The sequence below is a fragment of the Vreelandella neptunia genome (assembly GCF_022489065.1).
Lineage (GTDB): Bacteria > Pseudomonadota > Gammaproteobacteria > Pseudomonadales > Halomonadaceae > Vreelandella > Vreelandella neptunia_A.
On sequence record NZ_JAKVTW010000003.1, the window covers coordinates 24,006 to 41,273 of the forward strand.

The 17,268-nt window shown below is 54.7% G+C and carries 16 protein-coding genes; 12 read left to right on the forward strand and 4 right to left on the reverse strand.

All coding sequences use genetic code 11. The annotated features are described in order from the left end of the window. The first annotated feature begins 4 nt into the window (after window positions 1-4). Window positions 5-361, forward strand: a complete 357-nt coding sequence (locus MLE19_RS06340) for a RidA family protein (RefSeq protein ID WP_240717227.1) — start codon at window positions 5-7, stop codon at window positions 359-361. A gap of 39 nt (window positions 362-400) precedes the next feature. Here the strand turns inward: MLE19_RS06340 and MLE19_RS06345 are convergent, their stop codons facing one another. The 4 genes from MLE19_RS06345 to MLE19_RS06360 form a co-directional block, all read right to left on the reverse strand. Beyond that, complete coding sequence (locus MLE19_RS06345) at window positions 401-1,264, reverse strand: MurR/RpiR family transcriptional regulator (protein ID WP_240717228.1); 864 nt, start codon at window positions 1,262-1,264, stop codon at window positions 401-403. Beyond that, window positions 1,254-3,020 (reverse strand): GGDEF/EAL domain-containing response regulator, encoded by a 1,767-nt coding sequence (locus MLE19_RS06350; RefSeq protein ID WP_240717229.1) that lies wholly within the window; start codon window positions 3,018-3,020, stop codon window positions 1,254-1,256. Before MLE19_RS06350 ends, MLE19_RS06345 begins: the two co-directional genes overlap by 11 nt. After that, window positions 3,017-5,629: an ATP-binding protein gene (locus MLE19_RS06355; protein WP_240717230.1), complete on the reverse strand. Its 2,613-nt coding sequence runs from the start codon at window positions 5,627-5,629 to the stop codon at window positions 3,017-3,019. The genes MLE19_RS06350 and MLE19_RS06355 overlap by 4 nt, the downstream gene beginning before the upstream one ends. A gap of 88 nt (window positions 5,630-5,717) precedes the next feature. Then, on the reverse strand, window positions 5,718-7,073 hold the full coding sequence (locus MLE19_RS06360) for an aldehyde dehydrogenase family protein (protein ID WP_240717231.1): 1,356 nt from the start codon (window positions 7,071-7,073) through the stop codon (window positions 5,718-5,720). A gap of 274 nt (window positions 7,074-7,347) precedes the next feature. Between MLE19_RS06360 and MLE19_RS06365 the strand changes: the two genes are divergently transcribed. From MLE19_RS06365 to alr, 11 genes are all read left to right on the forward strand, one after another. After that, window positions 7,348-8,496 (forward strand): GNAT family N-acetyltransferase, encoded by a 1,149-nt coding sequence (locus MLE19_RS06365; RefSeq protein WP_240717232.1) that lies wholly within the window; start codon window positions 7,348-7,350, stop codon window positions 8,494-8,496. Window positions 8,497-8,692: 196 nt separating this feature from the next. Then, window positions 8,693-9,031: a cell division protein FtsB gene (gene ftsB, locus MLE19_RS06370; RefSeq protein WP_240717233.1), complete on the forward strand. Its 339-nt coding sequence runs from the start codon at window positions 8,693-8,695 to the stop codon at window positions 9,029-9,031. Further along, window positions 9,028-9,735, forward strand: a complete 708-nt coding sequence (ispD, locus tag MLE19_RS06375; protein WP_240717234.1) for a 2-C-methyl-D-erythritol 4-phosphate cytidylyltransferase — start codon at window positions 9,028-9,030, stop codon at window positions 9,733-9,735. The genes ftsB and ispD overlap by 4 nt, the downstream gene beginning before the upstream one ends. Before the next feature lie 17 nt (window positions 9,736-9,752). Next, the gene (gene ispF, locus MLE19_RS06380) at window positions 9,753-10,241 is read left to right on the forward strand and encodes a 2-C-methyl-D-erythritol 2,4-cyclodiphosphate synthase (protein ID WP_240717235.1); all 489 of its coding nucleotides are present in this window, start codon (window positions 9,753-9,755) and stop codon (window positions 10,239-10,241) included. Continuing rightward, window positions 10,234-11,265, forward strand: a complete 1,032-nt coding sequence (gene truD, locus MLE19_RS06385) for a tRNA pseudouridine(13) synthase TruD (RefSeq protein WP_240717236.1) — start codon at window positions 10,234-10,236, stop codon at window positions 11,263-11,265. Before ispF ends, truD begins: the two co-directional genes overlap by 8 nt. 152 nt (window positions 11,266-11,417) lie before the next feature. Further along, window positions 11,418-12,164, forward strand: a complete 747-nt coding sequence (surE, locus tag MLE19_RS06390) for a 5'/3'-nucleotidase SurE (RefSeq protein ID WP_240717237.1) — start codon at window positions 11,418-11,420, stop codon at window positions 12,162-12,164. Continuing rightward, window positions 12,151-12,828, forward strand: a complete 678-nt coding sequence (locus tag MLE19_RS06395; protein WP_240717238.1) for a protein-L-isoaspartate(D-aspartate) O-methyltransferase — start codon at window positions 12,151-12,153, stop codon at window positions 12,826-12,828. Before surE ends, MLE19_RS06395 begins: the two co-directional genes overlap by 14 nt. Next, window positions 12,825-13,784, forward strand: a complete 960-nt coding sequence (locus MLE19_RS06400) for a DUF368 domain-containing protein (protein ID WP_240717239.1) — start codon at window positions 12,825-12,827, stop codon at window positions 13,782-13,784. Before MLE19_RS06395 ends, MLE19_RS06400 begins: the two co-directional genes overlap by 4 nt. Before the next feature lie 7 nt (window positions 13,785-13,791). Then, window positions 13,792-14,871 carry a peptidoglycan DD-metalloendopeptidase family protein gene (locus tag MLE19_RS06405; RefSeq protein WP_240717240.1) on the forward strand — a complete coding sequence of 360 codons (1,080 nt, stop codon included), beginning with the start codon at window positions 13,792-13,794 and terminating at the stop codon, window positions 14,869-14,871. Between the two features lie 165 nt (window positions 14,872-15,036). After that, a complete protein-coding gene (rpoS, locus tag MLE19_RS06410) occupies window positions 15,037-16,011 on the forward strand; it encodes an RNA polymerase sigma factor RpoS (RefSeq protein ID WP_240717241.1) in 975 nt (324 codons plus the stop codon). 147 nt (window positions 16,012-16,158) lie between these two features. Further along, the gene (alr, locus tag MLE19_RS06415; protein ID WP_240717242.1) at window positions 16,159-17,259 is read left to right on the forward strand and encodes an alanine racemase; all 1,101 of its coding nucleotides are present in this window, start codon (window positions 16,159-16,161) and stop codon (window positions 17,257-17,259) included. Window positions 17,260-17,268: the final 9 nt, after the last annotated feature.

Below are 17,268 nucleotides of genomic sequence, written 5' to 3' on the forward strand. Positions count from 1 at the left end.
CACTATGAAGATTCAGCGCCACGATACGAAAGCCCGCATGAGCCGTGCCGTTATCCACCAGGGCGTGGCCTATCTGTGTGGCCAAGTGGCTGGTCCAGAGGCCCGCGAGGGGGATATTACCGCTCAAACGGAAAGCATGCTGGCGCGGGTGGATGCGTTGTTAAAAGAGATTGGTTCAAGCCGTGAGCAGCTGCTGACCGCTACGGTTTATCTAAAAGAGGGCAGCGACGTTGCCGCTATGAACGCGGTATGGGATGCCTGGGTGCCGGAAGGCTACGCACCGGCGCGCACTTGCGTGTGCGCACCACTCCCCTCTGATGAACTCAAAGTGGAAATCACCGTCACCGCTGCAGTGAGCTAACGGCTTTCTATTCACTCCTCACCATTCACTATTTTCCCTTCACTTACCGGGTTTTTCCACCGGAAAGCGGGTGTCACGCAGACTGTCTTTGATTTTCTTGAGGTGGGGTAGAAAGTCTTCACCACGCCTCAAGGTCACTCCGGTGGCCAGCGCATCAATCAGCGTTAGCTGGATCACTCGCGAGGTCATCGGCATGTAGTGATCGGTGTCTTCAGGCGTGGCGACATCAAGGGTGGCGGTACATTCGTTGGCCAGGGGTGATTTGGGCGCGGTAATGCCGAGCACTACCGCCCCTGCGTCGCGGGCGAGCCGGGCAATATCGACTAACTCGCGGGTACGCCCGGTGTAGGAAATAATCACGACGACATCCCCCGTATGGCAAGCAGCGGCGACCATGCGCTGCATCAGCACATCAATGTAGGCCATTACCGGTAGGTTGAAGCGGAAGAATTTGTGTTGGGCGTCTTGGGCTACCGCGCCGGAGGCTCCCAGCCCGAAGATGTGAATCTGCTTGGCCTGAGTGAGATAGTCGACCATGCGCTCAATAGCGGCCATATCGATTTCGCGCTGCGCTTCGTCAAGCGCAGCGATAGTGGCACCAAAGATTTTATGAGTGTACTGCGTGGCGGAGTCACCTGGCTCCACTGCCCGGGTTACGTAAGGTGTACCACCGGCTAAGCTCTGGGCTAATTTTATTTTAAAATCGGGGTAGCCTTTGGCGCCGAAATTGCGGCAAAACCGGTTCACCGTGGGCTCACTCACGCTTGCCGCCTGAGCCAGGCTGGCGATGCTAAGACTCGTGGCGACCGTGGGGTCCTCAAGAATTACATTGGCGACTTTACGCTCCGAGCGATTGAGTTCTTCTAAGCGTTCGCGTAAGCGGTCAAGTAAGTCATGAGCCATTAACGGTCTCCGTGTACGGGGTAGAAAGAAGTGGCTTCCATTCGGTGCACCAGGTTGCAAACGCCTCTGCTGGCAGCGGGCGGGCATAGAAATAACCCTGTGCGGCTTCACAGCCAATGGAGCTTAAATACGCTGCTTGAGCCGAGGTTTCGATGCCTTCTGCCACCACATCGCAGCCTACACTGTGCGCCAGTTGGGTAATAGTGTGCGCCAGTTGGCGATCAATTGCGCTGGTTTCCAGATCCATGACAAAGGCGCGGTCAATTTTGAGCGTCGAGAAGGGCAGCGTTTTAATATACGCCAGCGACGACTGTCCGGTGCCAAAATCATCAATCGCCACGGCGATGTTCATTTTGGCCAGTTGAGCGAGCTGCTGGCGGGCGTGATTCATGTCGCTCATCAGACCTGACTCGGTCACTTCCAGAGCGAAAAAGCGTTCGGGTATCTGCTGTTCGGCTAATCGCTTCAGCAGCTGTTGGGCAAAATCCTTACGGGTTAACTGACGAGCGGCTACGTTAACCGCGATATGGAAATCGTCATTGAGCAACCCTTGTGCCCGCCACGCGTTAATGTGGCGCATGGCCTCATCCAGCACCCAGTCACCAATTGAGAGAATATCGCCGCTGGCTTCTGCCAACGGAATAAACTCACCAGGAGAGATGAGTCCAAACTCAGGATGCTGCCAGCGCAACAGCGCTTCTGCGCCAAGTATCTTATGATCAGCCAGCGATAATTTAGGCTGAAAGGCGAGCGACATTTCACCTCGTTCGGTGGCGCCGCGTATTGCCTGCTGCAGATGGAGCCGGTGGCGCTGCTTCTCCTCAATCGCTGGCGTGTAACGTTGCACGAGTAGCGTCCCTTCGGGCGGCAAGGCTAGTGCGGCCATGTGAACTAGTCGCTCTGTCTCAAAAGGGCCCGCTTCACCGCTGATCCCGATACGTGCACTTAATGGCAACAATAGCGCATCTAGCGCCTGATCCTGTTCGAAACACGCCAACAATTGGTTAGCCATTTGCAGCAGCTTATCCGGGTCGGCTGTCGTGGTAATCACCACTAGCTCGCTACCGCCCCATAAACCCAAAAGGCACTCAGGGCTGAGCTGCCGACGAAGGCGTTGGCTAATAAAACGCAGCAGTTGGTCGGCAACCCGATAGCCGTGTAGCCGCACTACATCGTCAAGCTTATCTAGCGCAATAAACAGTAGCCCAGTGCCAGAGGCTTGGAGGGCAGCCGCTTGCAGCGCCTGTTCTAGTCCGCGACGGTTAGGTAGTTGGGTGATCGAATCAGTCCGGGACTGGCGATCCAGTTCCTGGGTGCGTTTGGCCACCATGAGTTCTAACGTATCGGCCTGCTTATCGCGAACCTGGTAGCGGTGTTCGACGTCAAGGGTATTGCGTATCCGTTGCAGGACTTCATCTTGTTTAAACGGTTTGGTGATAAAGTCACGAACCCCCATGGCCAAGGCGCGCTGTCGAGTCACATCATCAATTTGTGCAGTAAGCACAATGATCGGGGGCATCTGATCGGCAAAGTGATTTCGCAACTCTTCAATGACCGCGTAGCCATCCAGGTGAGGCATGCGTATATCTAGCAGCAGCAAGTCAGGAAGCTGCTTCTGGCAGTGGACCAGCACTTTGCGTGGGTCATTGATGCCATGGACATTCTCGAAACCATACTCGTCGAGCAGATCGAGCATTAGGTCGATATTAACCGTGTTGTCGTCAACGACCAGCAGGTGTTTTTCGGTAAGGCTCATGGCTCCTTCCTTGGCACGGCATTCAAAAACTGATTGAGCGTAAGGCTTAGCTGTTCGATATCAATAGGCTTGGTGAGGTAATCGGCAAACCCTGCGGCAAACCCATGGCGTAGATCTCGCTCCATAGCATTGGCCGATAGAGCCACCACTTTAATATGCTGGAGGTTAGGGTCTTGTTGCATCTCCGCTAGGGCCTGGTAACCGTTCATGCCTGGTAAATGTATATCCATTAACACTAAATCTGGCGTCGATTGACGCATGATTTCAAGCCCTAATTCAGCGCTGGCCGCCGTGTGAAGCTGTACATGGGCAAACTCTTCAATAATATCTTCCATTAGCCGCTGGTTAGTAGGGTTGTCTTCGACATACAGCAGTTGGAATACATGCTCGCTATGGTTGGTAGTTTCTACTGGCGGGCTTGAAAGCGTGCTCTCTGGGGCGGCACTCTGTTCGGCCATCGGTAACGTAAACCAAAACGTTGAGCCTAAGCCTGGCGTGCTATCGACACCAATGCGGCCTTGCATGCGACCGATTAATTCACGCGTTATCGCCAGGCCAATACCCGTTCCCTCGACGGCTTCAAGCTCGGCGCCTAAACGATTAAACGGCTCAAACAGTTCATTCTGGCGTTCAATCGCAATGCCTTTACCCGAGTCACTCACACTGATGCGTACTTCGTCACCCAATTGTGTTACCGCAATATTGATAGAGCCTTGGTGGCTATTATATTTAATCGCATTAGAAAGCAGATTAAGCATTACCTGCTTGGTGCGAGTGTAGTCAGCGGTTACCAGACAGTTCAGCGGCGTCAGCTTGCGCGTTAGCCTAATGCCAGCAGCTTCGATATTGGCCTCTAGGGTGCTACAAGCATCATTAATGACGTTTGCAATCGCTATGGTCTCAATTGACAACGTAAGATGCCCCGCCTCAATTCTAGCGAGATCAAGCACCTCATTAATTAAGCTCAATAAGTGTTGTCCGCTTGTTTCAATTTGGCCTATTTGACGCAGCTGCTTTTCGCTCAGTGGGTCACGCCGCCCTTTGGCCAACAGCTGTGAAAAACCAATGATAGCGTTAAGCGGTGTGCGTAGCTCATGGCTCATCGATGAAAGAAATTCGCTTTTAGCTTGATTGGCTTTTTCGGCTTGGTCTCTGGCCCTTGCGAGATCCTGGGTGACTTGCTCGCGCTCGGCCATTTGGCTGTAGAGATTTATAAGTAGCGAGCAGGTGTCGGTAAATGGCTGCAGCCAGTCCAGCAATGACTGGTCCAATAGCTGCTTGCTATTGGCAATGGCGTACATGCCAATCAGACGTTCGCCGCTGAAGATAGGCACGCCAAGATAGTTGTGAAGAACAGGGTGGCCGGGGGGGAAGCCTCCGCGTTTGACGTGACTGTAGACATCATTGGTCATGATCACTTCCCCATGAGCAAATACGCTGCCAAGCAGCGATTTTGGATTAGAGAGGATCATGTCACCACTCCGCAGCCGCTCCATCAGGACTCGGGACTCTTCACTCCAGGATAAGTCAGTAATCGCATGGATTTTAAGCGCATTGGTGGTGTCAGTGGACAACACTTCACCTATCAGCGCGTAATCACTGTCGGTCAGTTCCCGCAGTGCCTCCATCAAGAAGATCCACAGGCGTTTGCCTGACATTAATGCCTGGTAATCGGTAATTCCCTGGTGGAGAACTTTGAGCAGATTCTGCTCTTTGTGCATTCTGCGGTTAGCGGCGTAAACGTCAGATAAGTCGGTGAGTACGCCTAAAAATTCCACCACTTCACCGTGATCATTGTGAATGGCGTTAATAGCCAGATGAACGGGGATAGTGCGTCCATCTTTATGTAGCGCTTCAACTTCACGGCCACGGCCAATGACGTTAGGTTCGCTGCCCGCAATATAGCGGGCGATAAACGAGTCGTGCTGTGGGCTAATGTTAGGCGGAGTGAGAGTCGCGACATTTTTGCCCAGCAGCTCGCTCTCTTCATAGCCCAGTAGGTTTAGCGCAAAGGGGTTGATGCCAATAATGAGACCCGCATGATCAATGCGCACCTTGGCAGTTGCGCTTTTGGTAAACAGCGCTTCAAAGCGGCTCGCAGTGCGTGTCAAGTCCATCCGGAGCTTATGCTGGCGCAATAGCTCTTCTACTTGACCGGCCAAGCTACCCAACAGCTTTAAGTCACGCTCGCTGAAGTGGCGAGGCTGTTGGTCAATAATGCACAGCGTTCCAACTGCCATGCCATTGAGTGGCCGTAATGGGTAACCGGCGTAAAAACGGATATGCGGCAGGTCGCCGACTAAAGGATGGTCGATAAAGCGATCGTCATGCAGCGTATCTTCAATCACTAAAGGGGCGTCATAAGCGATTGCATGGGCGCAGAAAGAGACCTCTCGGCCTGTTTCACACGCTTCAAGCCCCTGGTGCGACTTAAACCATTGGCGCTCTTTATCCACTAACGAAACTAGTGCAATAGGCACGTCAAACAGGTCACGTGCCAACTGCGTCATGCGCTCAAAAGCCCTCTCTTCGGGGGTATCAAGTACCTCTAAAGCATGCAAGGCCGCCAGGCGCTGTGTTTCATTATCGGGAGTGTCTGGGGCTTGCATGACCGTTCCAAAGCAGAAAATTAATTAAACATATCATAAGGGCGTTATAACATTTAGTAATTAACTATCGGTCATTACTTTATAAGCTTTAGCCAAGCCCAATAAGTTTCATTAGCCAACGCCGATAAGGCGGGTAAAGCATATGGCTGGGCGTACGTTTAGACTGATAAAAAACGCTCCTTAAATGACTAAAGCGCTCAAAGCCGTGGCGGCCATGGTAAGCGCCCATGCCGCTCTCCCCTATACCGCCAAAAGGTAAAGAGGGCACGGCGTGATGGAGCAGCGTGGCATTAAATACCAGCGCGCCCGAGTGCGTCGTTTGCAGCAGTTGTTGCTGTAAACCTTTATCGAGGGTGAACGCATAAAGTGCTAACGGGTGAGGGCGAGCATTCACAAAGTTGATGGCGGCTTGCATATCATTGACACCAATGACCGGTAGGCAGCGGCCAAAAATTTCTTCGCGCATCACTTGCAAGCCTTGATGAGGGTCGATAATCAACGCGGGCGCATGAGCACCGTGATCAATGATTCTGCAGCCATGATCGTGGGCTTCTTGAAGTAAGGCATCCTGACGTTGCTGATGAGTTACGTTAATGGAATGAGTGGCCGCTTGATCGTTGGGCCGCTGTTGTTGGATAGCCTCGCTTAGGGCCTTTGTCAGAGCACTAATGTGGCGGCTCTCTACCAACACGTAGTCGGGGGCAATACAGGTTTGTCCGCCGTTCATGCCTTTGCCGAAAATAATCGCCGCAGCGGCTTTATCCAGATCTGCATCGCCTGCCACTATCGCCGGTGACTTGCCGCCAAGCTCCAGCGTAGTGGGGGTCAAGTTCGCCCCCGCCGCTTGCGCCACCTCTCGTCCTACAGCGGTGGAACCGGTAAATACCAGGTGATCGAACGGTAAGCTGCTGAAACGACGCGCTATCTCAACATCGCCTTCCACTACTTTGAACTCTTCATGGGTGAAGTATTGCGGTACTAACCGCATTAACAGAGCGCTAGTCGCGGGGGAGAGCTCGCTAGGCTTGAGCATTACCACGTTACCTGCTGCAAACGCATCCACCACTGGCATTAGTGCCAAGCTCCACGGGTAGTTCCAGGGCGACATAACGCCGACAATGCCTAACGGCTGAGGTGAGACGCGTGCCCGGGCAGGCAGTAGCCGCCAAGGCATGCTGACCGACCAAGGGCGCATCCAATGCCACAGGTGTAGCCTGGCGTGGCGAATTGCGTGCAGCACCGAGCTGATTTCAGCGATGCGTATTTCCACATCGCTGCGCTTGCCAAAATCGGTTTGAATTGCCCGAATAATCTCAAGCTGATGATGTTTGGTCATGCGTGCTAAGCGGGCCAGACGATCACGTCGCACCGTTAACGTCGGGTAGGGTATGTGATCAACAGCTTGGCGCTGCGTTTGAAAGTCACCCGTTAAGTCGCGCGTCATAGCCTCTCCTTATGCCGCTACCGGCGTGGCGTGTTAGGCAGGGCAGTTGGAACGTTGCTCTGCGCTAGGTCTGGGTCGTCGGTGGTAATGTTTGGTGTAAACAGTCGTTATAAACAGTCGTTATAAACGGTCAGCGTAAACGATAGGTGTAAATGGTGACTGTAAATAGTTAATGTAAACGGTTTGTGTAAGCAGTTAGTGTAAAGTGGCGTTGGCAATCTTCATGGCGTTAGCCCCCACACGCTCTGTAAGCCGACACTTTCTGGGAGGAGCTATGCCGTCACACCCGCTTTCGCTCACTATTCTATCCACTATTGGGGCCGTTACAGCAAGCCAGTGGGATGCTCTGGTAGACAACGATCAGCCCTTTTTACGTCATGCTTTTTTAAACGCACTGGAAGAGAGCGGCTCGGTCAGCTTGGCGACTGGCTGGGAGCCCTGCCACTTGAGTGTATGGCAAGGTGAGCAATTGGTCGCTGCAATGCCAATGTATCGTAAGCATCACTCTTACGGTGAGTATGTGTTCGATTGGGGCTGGGCGGAAGCGTTAGAGCGCGCCGGTGGCTGCTACTACCCTAAAGCGCTAAGCGCGGTGCCGTTTACGCCGGTGCCAGGCACACGCACGCTAATTGCCAAGCACGCCAATGCCAGTGCCGTACGCGCTCTGCTCGCCGATGCATGGCGTGAGCAGTGTGAAAGCCTTGATCTTTCGAGCTGGCACTTGTTGTTTGCCGATGAAGCGGATGTAGCCGCCTGGCAAGCACACTGTCCAGAGCTGATCACCCGTGAAGGCGTTCAGTTTCAGTGGCGTGACCGTGGCTTCGGTGATTTTGATGGTTTCTTGGCCAGCCTTACTTCAAAGCGCCGCAAGATGATCAAACGCGAGCGTCGCTTGGTTGCCGACCAGGGCTTAAAGGTATTGCGTTTGGAAGGAAGTGCGATCACTTCCGCCGATATGGCCCATTTCTATCGCTGCTATGCGATTACCTATCATGAGCGTGGACGACCGCCTTATCTGAATCATGACTTTTTTGAGCGCCTGCGCCAAACCATGCCGGGCGCGTTAGTGTTGGTGCAGGCCCATATTGAAGAACGCCCGGTGGCGGCTGCGCTGTATTTTCGCGGCCCCCGTTCGCTCTATGGTCGCTATTGGGGAAGCGAGGTCGTCGCAGACTGCCTGCACTTCGAGGCGTGTTACTACCAAGGGATTGAGTACTGTTTGCAGCATGGTTTGTCGCTGTTTGATCCAGGGACTCAGGGCGAGCATAAGTTGGTACGTGGGTTTGCCCCTCAGCGCGTGCGTTCGCTGCACTATATTGACCATCCAGGGCTTGCCGCGGGGGTCGCACAGTTTTGTCATGAAGAGGGCGAGCATGTTAGCGCTTATCGAGACGCGGCCCATCAAGCGCTGCCCTTCAAGTAGTCATCTACGCCCTTAATTTAAATGACGCGCGGCTCGCTGGTGGTGCGCCTTGATGGCATAATGCGCGCCAGTCAGAGCATCTATTTGAAACAACCGCTGTTTTAAAGCGTCATTTTGATATTCAGCCTCGGCGATCGGTTTTAATAGATAGATATTAATGGATGGGTTGTAAAAGATAGGTTATCGGAGAGCAGTGATGCGCAAATGGTTAGTGATGACCTTGCTCGCCGTGCTGGCGCTACTTCAATACGAGCTGTGGTTAGGTAACGGCGGCTGGAGCGATTTGCAGCGGGTGGAGCAGCGGGTGGCCGTGCAGGAAGCGGCCAATGTACCCATGCGCGAGCGCAATGCCCGGCTGGCGGCGGAAGTGACGGATTTAAAAACCGGTTTAGACGCCATTGAGGAGCGGGCACGTAGCGATATGGGCATGGTGCGTACCGATGAGCAGTTCTTCTGGGTGCCTGGGGTAGCGATCCAAAATGAGTTGATCGGTATCAATGCAGGGTTGGTTGCTCCCCTGGAGCCGTCGCAGTGAGCCAAACCTGGTTAGTGGTTCCCGCCGCGGGGCAAGGTCGCCGAATGGGGGCTGATAAGCCTAAACAGTACTTGCCCCTGGCCGATCAACAGCCGGTGCTAGCGCATACGCTGGCAAGGTTGCACCGCGCTTTTCCCAATGCTCGCTTAGTGCTCTGTTTAGATGTTGATGACCACTGGTTTTCACCGCGCTGGGTGCCTTTCACTGATTGGCAGCGTGTAGCGGGGGGCAGCGAGCGGATGGACAGCGTTTTAAATGCGCTGCACGCCATGGCGGCTCAGGATGGTGACGTAGTGTTGGTGCATGATGTGGCCCGCCCCTGTATTACTCAGGGCGATCTGCAGGCGTTGCATCACGCTGCTGCCACACACCCCGCAGGTGCGCTATTGGCGATGCCGGTAGCAGATACCATGAAGCGTGCTGATAAGAACTGTTTGAGCGCGCGAACTGAGCCCCGGGATGGCTTGTGGCACGCCTTAACACCGCAAGGCTTTCGCTACGCTCTGCTGAGGCGTGCCCTGGAGACCGCCCGCCAGTTGCAAACCTTAGTGACCGATGAAGCGTCGGCGGTTGAAGCGCTAGGCGAGAGTCCGCAGTTGGTCAGCGGTCGGCGCGACAATTTGAAAATTACCCATCCAGACGACTTAGCGCTGGCAGCCGCGATCATGGCGTCGCAAGCCGCTAACACGCCTGACGGGCTTTAATCATTAGGAGCGTAGTAATGCGTATCGGCCACGGATTCGATGTACACCGTTTCGGCCCCGGCGATCACCTCATGATCGGTGGCATTAAGCTGCCGTTTGAACATGGCTTCGTCGCCCATTCTGATGGCGATGTACTGCTCCACGCTGTTAGTGATGCATTGTTAGGTGCCTGTGCCCTGGGCGATATCGGTCATCATTTTCCCGATACGGACTCGGCGTGGGCAGGGGCTGATAGCCGCGAGCTGCTTCGCCATGTCGTGACGCTTGTTCAGGAGCAGGGCTATGGGGTAATTAATATCGATGCCACCCTGATGGCCCAAGCACCAAAAATGGCGCCCCATATTGAGGCAATGCGGAAAGTGATTGCCGCCGATCTAGGCCTCGAGCTTGGTCAGGTCAATGTTAAAGCCACCACCACCGAACGATTAGGTTTCACCGGGCGCGGTGAAGGTATTGCGGCTGAGGCGGTGGTGCTGCTTAACCGCTCTGAGGCGCTTAATGATTAACATGCCAGCGTGGCAGCGCTGTTTAGATGCTCAGTTCGGTTCTCCTAAGCCGGGCAAGTACCGTGCCCAGCCGGAAGATTTCTGGGTCGACGAACAGCTCGATTTTACCCCCGAAGCACACGGGGAGCATCTCTGGTTGCGAGTTGAAAAGCGTAATCAAACCACGTTAGATGTGGTTAAGACATTAAGTCGTCTTTGCGGTGTCACTCCGCGGGATATTGGTTACTCCGGCATGAAAGACCGTATTGCCATAACACGCCAGTGGTTAAGTGTGCATCTGCCAGGGCGCGATGCCCCCTTTGAGCTTGAACAGTCACTTAATGCGCTGGGAGTCACCGTTGTTGAGCAGGTGCGGCACCCGCGTAAATTGAAGCGTGGTGTTCACCGCACTAATCGTTTTGTTTTACGGCTGAGTGGTGAGGCTATCGAAAGCGAAGATTTTGTCAGCCGCTGGGAAGCCCTTTGTCAGCATGGCGTGCCCAACTATTTTGGCCCTCAGCGCTTTGGACACGAAGGGCGTAATCTTCAGCGCGCCGAGGCATTACTTAACCGTGGTTGGCGCAAACGTGATGATCGCCAGGGTATGATGCTCTCCACCGCGCGCAGTTTTCTGTTTAATGAACTGCTCAGTGCACGCATTGCAGATGACACTTGGTCACAGCCGCTGGCGGGCGATACGTTAATGCTGGACGGAACCCAAAGCGTGTTTCATATCGACGCCAGTGATGCAACGCTGCAGACCCGTGCCGCAGAACTGGATGTGCATCCTACTGGAGTGTTGTGGGGCGAGGGTGAAGCTGGCGAAGGCGACGCTGCTGTTTATGAGGCTCGTTTGCTACAGGACTACCCAGGGCTATGCGGTGGCTTGGAACGCAGCGGGGTAAAGCAGGCGCGCCGCGCACTGCGTATGCGGCTGTTGGAGCCTCAGCTAGCTTGGGAACCTGACGCCGTGCGGCTTTCGTTTGCGCTGCCCCGGGGCAGTTTTGCTACCGCCGTGCTGGGTGAGCTTATGTTGGTGAGCTGATTTAACCATCAGAATTTCGCTTAACATACAGAAAAGTTAGTAAAAGAGAGGGATATGAGCGGCTACGTTTCGTGCTTATGCTGCGTTCATGTCGCTTGTGTCTATCGCTCTAGTGCTTAGAGCGTTAGTGTTTAAGAACAGGGAGACTCACTATGCGGCGACTGCTGCTTTCAAATGATGATGGTGTACACGCGCCGGGATTGCGTGCGCTGCACGATGCACTATTGGCGCATGCCAATATTCGCGTAGTGGCACCAGATCGAGATCGTAGCGGTGCGAGTAATTCGCTTACTTTGTCACGGCCGCTCTCGCTGACACCGCTGGATAATGGTTTTTATAGCGTCGATGGTACCCCTGCGGACTGTGTCTATTTAGGTGTTCACGGCGTGTGGGACGAAAAACCCGATTTAGTGATCTCGGGTATCAACCATGGCAGTAACCTGGGCGACGACGTCCTCTATTCAGGCACGGTCGCAGCAGCGATGGAGGGGCGCAATTTAGGTATGACGGCAATTGCCATGTCGCTGTGCGGTGAGCGCCACTTTGCCACCGCCGCAAGAGTAGCGGCCACCTTAATTGGCGCTGCGGATCAGCTCTCGCTACCGCCGCGTACGCTGCTGAATGTCAATGTGCCTGACGTCCCCTGGGAAGAAATCAAAGGCGTTAAGGTGACTCGGCTGGGGTATCGAGGGCCAGCAGAGAAGCCGTTAGAGGTACGGGACCCGCGCGGGCGCACGCGCTACTGGATTGCGCCAGTAGCGGCCAATGCTGATGACGGAGATGATACCGACTTTGCTGCCGTTGAGGCGGGCTATGTGTCGATTACGCCCCTTCAAACAGACCTAACGCGACACCCCGCGCGTAACGATGTGCAGGAATGGTTGGATGTTTTTGCCTGATATCTCACCCGGAGAGCTGCGTGGTCGTGGCATGACCTCCCAGCGCACCCGTGACCGCATGGTCGAGCGCCTTATGCAGCAAGGCATCAACGATGCCCGTGTGCTTGAGGTGATGGCCAGCGAGCCACGGCATCTATTTGTTGATGAAGCGCTGGCGCACCGTGCTTATGAAGATACCGCGTTACCGATTGGCTTCGGCCAAACGTTATCGCAACCGTTCATCGTGGCGCGCATGACGGAGCTGGTATTGCGCGCTGCGCCGCAACGAGTATTGGAACTGGGGACGGGCTCAGGCTATCAAACCTTGATACTGTCCAGATTAGTGGAAGAGCTTTACTCCATTGAACGTATTGGCGCGCTTCACGAGCGAGCGGCGGAGCGGTTACGTCAGTTAGCGGCCCCCGCCACGCTAGCGGTGGCGGACGGCGGTTATGGCTGGGCTGAAGTTGCCCCGTTTGATGTGATTTTATTAACCGCCTGCGCTCAAACGGTGCCTGCATCGCTACTAGAGCAATTGAGTTACGACGGGGTGTTGATTGCCCCGTTGGAAGACCCCGATGGCAGCCAGTGGCTTACCCAGGTAAAACGCATTGGCAGTGCCTTTGAAAAGCGCCGGCTTGAGCCCGTGCGTTTTGTACCTTTACTACAAGGAGTAGTGGATTGAAGCGGCAACCCTTGGGGATATTTTTACGCGGCGCAGGGATGGGCGCCGCCGACGCAGTACCCGGTGTGTCAGGCGGGACCATTGCGTTTATTAGCGGTATTTATGAAGAGCTGATCAACACGATTAAGCAATTTGGCCCAAGCGCCATTGGTGTATGGCGGCAAGGAGGCTGGCGAGCGCTAAGCCTGCATTTGAATCTTGCCTTTCTAGTGCCGCTACTCGCAGGTGTCGCGGTAAGCCTGTTTAGCGTTGCGCACTTAGCGCTTTGGTTAATGGAGGCGCACCCACTGCTACTGGACGGGTTCTTTTTTGGTCTTGTAGCGGCCTCGGCGCTGGTGGTCGGACAAGCGAGTAGCGGGTGGAAAATTTGGTATCTGCTGCCGTTATTGGTCGGGTTATTGCTGGCTCAGGCATTGCCGGGCATGATGCCGCTGGTGCTACTGCTGGGTAACGAAGCTTTGGTCGTCATGGTGGCAGGTTGTATCGCTATTAGCGCCATGCTGTTACCGGGAGTGTCAGGCAGTTTTTTATTACTGACAATGGGGCTCTACGGCACCATTATGGGCGCAATTCGTAGCCTGGATATGGGCATTATTATACTGTTTGGAATGGGCTGTGTAGTTGGCTTAGCGGTGTTCTCCCGCCTACTGTCCTGGCTATTACGGCGGCACCATACGTCAACCATGCAACTGCTACTGGGGTTCATTGTCGGTTCGTTACCGGTTCTCTGGCCATGGCGTGAGCTGTTACGCTATCAAATTGGGCCAGAAGGGCAAATGATTCCATTGGAGCACCGTTATTTGTTGCCCGCTGACTATGCCGCATTGACCGGTGCCTCGGCACAAGTGGCTGGCGTTGTCGCGTTAATGGCCGTGGGGGCGCTGATGGTTGTGTTACTTAATCGGCACGCGGATCGTCGGCCAACCGATACCAAGCTTGGCGCTGAAAAGGAGTAAGGTGTATATGCGTAAAAGTTATAGTTTTAAAGTGCTTATGATGTCGGCGCTGGCATTGGCAGTGGCTGGCTGTGCCAGCCAGCAAGGTGGAAGCCCTCAGGTGCGTGACTTAAGCCAAGCCCGCCAGGCGGTAGAAAATTCCCCACAATATACCGTTAAGGCGGGTGATACCTTGTACGGTATTGCTTGGCAGCACAATTTGGATTACCGCCAGTTGGCGTCAATCAACAATATTGATGCGCCTTATCAGATTCGACCAGGCCAGACCATTGCGCTGCGCGAAGGTGCTTCAACGGCGTCAAACACCAGTAATCAGCCCTCTGATACCCCACGTGGCGGCGGTGCCGTGGCGACCGGGTTGAGCCCGCAAACAGCCTCTGTAGCCAGCGATGAGCAAGAGCTGGATTGGCTGCTGCCCGATGAGTCGGCGATTCAACGCAATCAGCGCCTTACCGCTGAGCGTGATGCTGTCGAGGCAGCTGAGCAAGTGTCTGCGTCCTCCTCCAGCAATACCTCGACGCCTACTTCTATGCCTGCACCAGAACCTGAGCCGGAGCCAGAAGTAGTGGCGGCGGCAGAGCCCGAGCCTGCCCCGGCAGCAGAGCCTGCCCAGCAACCCGCACCTCAGCCAGCATCAGAACCGCAGCCTGAAGCTGCTCCGGCCAGCCAAACGGCAAGTGCCGACCGATCTTCTCGTACCTATACACCCGCTGAAACGATCGCCTGGCAGTGGCCTGCTGATGGTAGCGTCGATGGGGCGTTTGGGCAGGGTGACAGCATCACTGCCGGGATTGATATCACCGGTGAAAAGGGGCAACCTGTAAAAGCGGCAGGGCCTGGTATCGTGGTCTACGCGGGTAGTGGCGTAAGAGGCTATGGCAATCTCATCCTTCTCAAACACAACGACCAATTTCTGAGTGCGTATGCGCATAACGATAGCTTAAGGGTCAGTGAAAATGACGTTGTAGAGGCGGGCGAAGTCATTGCCACCATGGGGGACAGTGATGCGGAGAATGTCAGGTTGCACTTTGAGGTTCGTCGCGATGGGCAGCCTCAAGATCCCATGGATTTTCTACCTTCCCGCTAATGCACTCACCGTAGAGTGAGCAGCCAGCGTTGTACTTGAAAGTTGCCCGAATCGCTGTATTCGAGCGTCATATAACAATTGTCACATAACAATACGGTGTGCGTCATAGAGTGCACACCATTGACTTTCTAAATGGCGGGTAGGCGATAAACGAGGGGTAAGGCCATGAGTATGTTGGAGAAAGATCTACAGGAGGTTGACCTGGATGCTGCTGAAGAAGCGCTTGATGATACCGATGACGACATCGCGGTTGAAGAAGATGCTTTTGAGAAAGCGCTAGGGCGTGAGGATCGTCAATCGACCCAAAGCTTGGATGCAACGCAAATCTACCTCAACGAAATCGGCTTTTCGCCACTATTGACGCCAGAAGAGGAAGTTTACTACGGCCGTCTGGCGCGCAAGGGCGACCCGTTAGGCCGCTCGCGCATGATTGAATCCAACCTGAGGCTGGTGGTAAAGATTGCCCGTCGCTATCTTAATCGTGGCTTGACGCTGCTCGATTTGATCGAAGAGGGCAACCTGGGCCTGATCAGGGCGGTTGAGAAGTTTGACCCTGAGCGGGGCTTCCGTTTCTCGACCTACGCTACGTGGTGGATTCGTCAGACCATCGAGCGGGCGCTGATGAATCAAACGCGTACGATTCGGTTGCCGATCCATGTGGTTAAAGAGCTCAATATATACCTGCGTGCGGCACGGGAGCTGACTCAGAAGTTTGACCACGAAGCCACCGCTGAAGAGATTGCCGACCACCTGGATAAGCCGGTGGAGGTGGTCAAAAAGATGCTCGGGCTTAATGAGCGGGTATCATCAGTCGATTACCCCATGGGTGGCGAGAGCGATAAGCCGCTGATCGATACCCTGGCGGACGATGAAGTGCAGGGCCCTGAAGCACGCTTGGTGGATGGCGACGTTAAAGAGCACGTTGACCTGTGGCTGGACGAACTGAGCGAAAAACAGCGCGAAGTGGTGGTGCGACGCTTTGGCTTGCGCGGTCACGAGTCGGCAACTCTTGAAGAAGTGGGAGCCGAAATCGGTTTAACCCGCGAGCGGGTCCGTCAGATTCAAGTTGAAGCGCTTAAAAAGCTGCGCCGTTCGCTGGAGAAACAGGGCCTTTCTTTGGAAGCCTTGTTTGAAACGTAAGCGCACCGCAGGCGAATATTAAATGCGCCTTCCCTCTAAGCCGAGCAAGTACCGTTAGGGACTTACTCGGCTTTTTATCGCTAAATGCTTATTAATAAACAGCTATTAATAAGCGGTTATTGATCAATCAGGTAAGTGAGAAAGCCCATGCGCCCCCTTGTGGCCGATATTGATCTCGACGCCCTGCGTCATAACTATCAATTGGCGTGCCGCTGTGCGCCACAAAGCCGCTCCGTGGCAGTGATCAAAGCTGACGCTTATGGTCACGGCGCACTGGCTTGCGCCCAAGCGCTAGAGGAGCATGCGCCGGCCTTTGCTGTCGCCTGTATTGAAGAGGCCCTCGCGCTGCGCCAGGGCGGCATTACCCAACCTATTATTCTACTGGAGGGCATCTTCAGCGCCGACGAGCTGTCGCTGGTAGATACCCACGGTTTTTGGATTGCGGTGCATACCCAGTGGCAGGTAGATACCCTGCTAGCGGCAACCCCGCGCCAGCCTATTCCAGTATGGTTGAAAGTTGACTCAGGCATGCATCGCCTGGGCTTTGATATTGATGAGGCCGCTGCCATTTGGGGCCAATTGAGTGCCGCACCGAGTGTGGCAACGCTCCATCTAATGAGCCACTTCGCTACCGCCGATGCGCACGATAATCACTATTTTAGTCAGCAAATGGCGCAGCTTGAGACGCTTGCCAGAGAATTAGAGGCGCCGCTTTGCCTAGCTAATTCACCGGCTACGCTGGCGTGGCCAATCGCCCATGGCGACTGGAACCGACCTGGGGTCATGCTCTACGGCAGCGACCCTTTGGAAGTGGCTAATGAAATTACCCAGCAATTGCAGCCGGTGATGACCCTACGCTCGGAAATTATTGCCCTGCGCGAGCTGGAAAAGGGCGAACCCGTGGGTTACAGCGGGCGCTGGCGTGCACCGCGGCGCTCACTCATTGCCGTGGTCGCTTGCGGCTATGGCGATGGCTACGACCGTCATGCGGTGGACGGCACGCCGGTATTGGTCAACGGCCAGCGCTGCGCAATTGCCGGTAAAGTCTCCATGGATATGTTGACCGTTGATGTGACCGATGTTCCCGGTGCCGCGATTGGCAGCGAGGTCATACTGTGGGGCAAGGCTAGCAACGGCGAGATACTGTCGGTGGATGAAGTGGCACGCTGCTGCGATACGATCAGCTATACGCTCTTAACGGGGGTACTGCCCAGAGCGCCCCGGCGTTATCATGGGCGTTCTGATTAAACGGTTTTT

What these genes read in the sequence shown, in the direction of transcription:
- surE (WP_240717237.1), top strand. Translation starts at nt 11,418, where the DNA reads ATGCGGCGACTGCTGCTTTCAAATGATGATGGTGTACACGCGCCGGGA.
- ftsB (WP_240717233.1), top strand. Translation starts at nt 8,693, where the DNA reads ATGCGCAAATGGTTAGTGATGACCTTGCTCGCCGTGCTGGCGCTACTT.
- MLE19_RS06345 (WP_240717228.1), bottom strand. Translation starts at nt 1,264, where the DNA reads ATGGCTCATGACTTACTTGACCGCTTACGCGAACGCTTAGAAGAACTC.
- MLE19_RS06365 (WP_240717232.1), top strand. Translation starts at nt 7,348, where the DNA reads ATGCCGTCACACCCGCTTTCGCTCACTATTCTATCCACTATTGGGGCC.
- MLE19_RS06405 (WP_240717240.1), top strand. Translation starts at nt 13,792, where the DNA reads ATGCGTAAAAGTTATAGTTTTAAAGTGCTTATGATGTCGGCGCTGGCA.
- rpoS (WP_240717241.1), top strand. Translation starts at nt 15,037, where the DNA reads ATGAGTATGTTGGAGAAAGATCTACAGGAGGTTGACCTGGATGCTGCT.
- MLE19_RS06360 (WP_240717231.1), bottom strand. Translation starts at nt 7,073, where the DNA reads ATGACGCGCGACTTAACGGGTGACTTTCAAACGCAGCGCCAAGCTGTT.
- MLE19_RS06355 (WP_240717230.1), bottom strand. Translation starts at nt 5,629, where the DNA reads ATGCAAGCCCCAGACACTCCCGATAATGAAACACAGCGCCTGGCGGCC.
- MLE19_RS06350 (WP_240717229.1), bottom strand. Translation starts at nt 3,020, where the DNA reads ATGAGCCTTACCGAAAAACACCTGCTGGTCGTTGACGACAACACGGTT.
- truD (WP_240717236.1), top strand. Translation starts at nt 10,234, where the DNA reads ATGATTAACATGCCAGCGTGGCAGCGCTGTTTAGATGCTCAGTTCGGT.
- alr (WP_240717242.1), top strand. Translation starts at nt 16,159, where the DNA reads ATGCGCCCCCTTGTGGCCGATATTGATCTCGACGCCCTGCGTCATAAC.
- MLE19_RS06340 (WP_240717227.1), top strand. Translation starts at nt 5, where the DNA reads ATGAAGATTCAGCGCCACGATACGAAAGCCCGCATGAGCCGTGCCGTT.
- ispF (WP_240717235.1), top strand. Translation starts at nt 9,753, where the DNA reads ATGCGTATCGGCCACGGATTCGATGTACACCGTTTCGGCCCCGGCGAT.
- MLE19_RS06395 (WP_240717238.1), top strand. Translation starts at nt 12,151, where the DNA reads ATGTTTTTGCCTGATATCTCACCCGGAGAGCTGCGTGGTCGTGGCATG.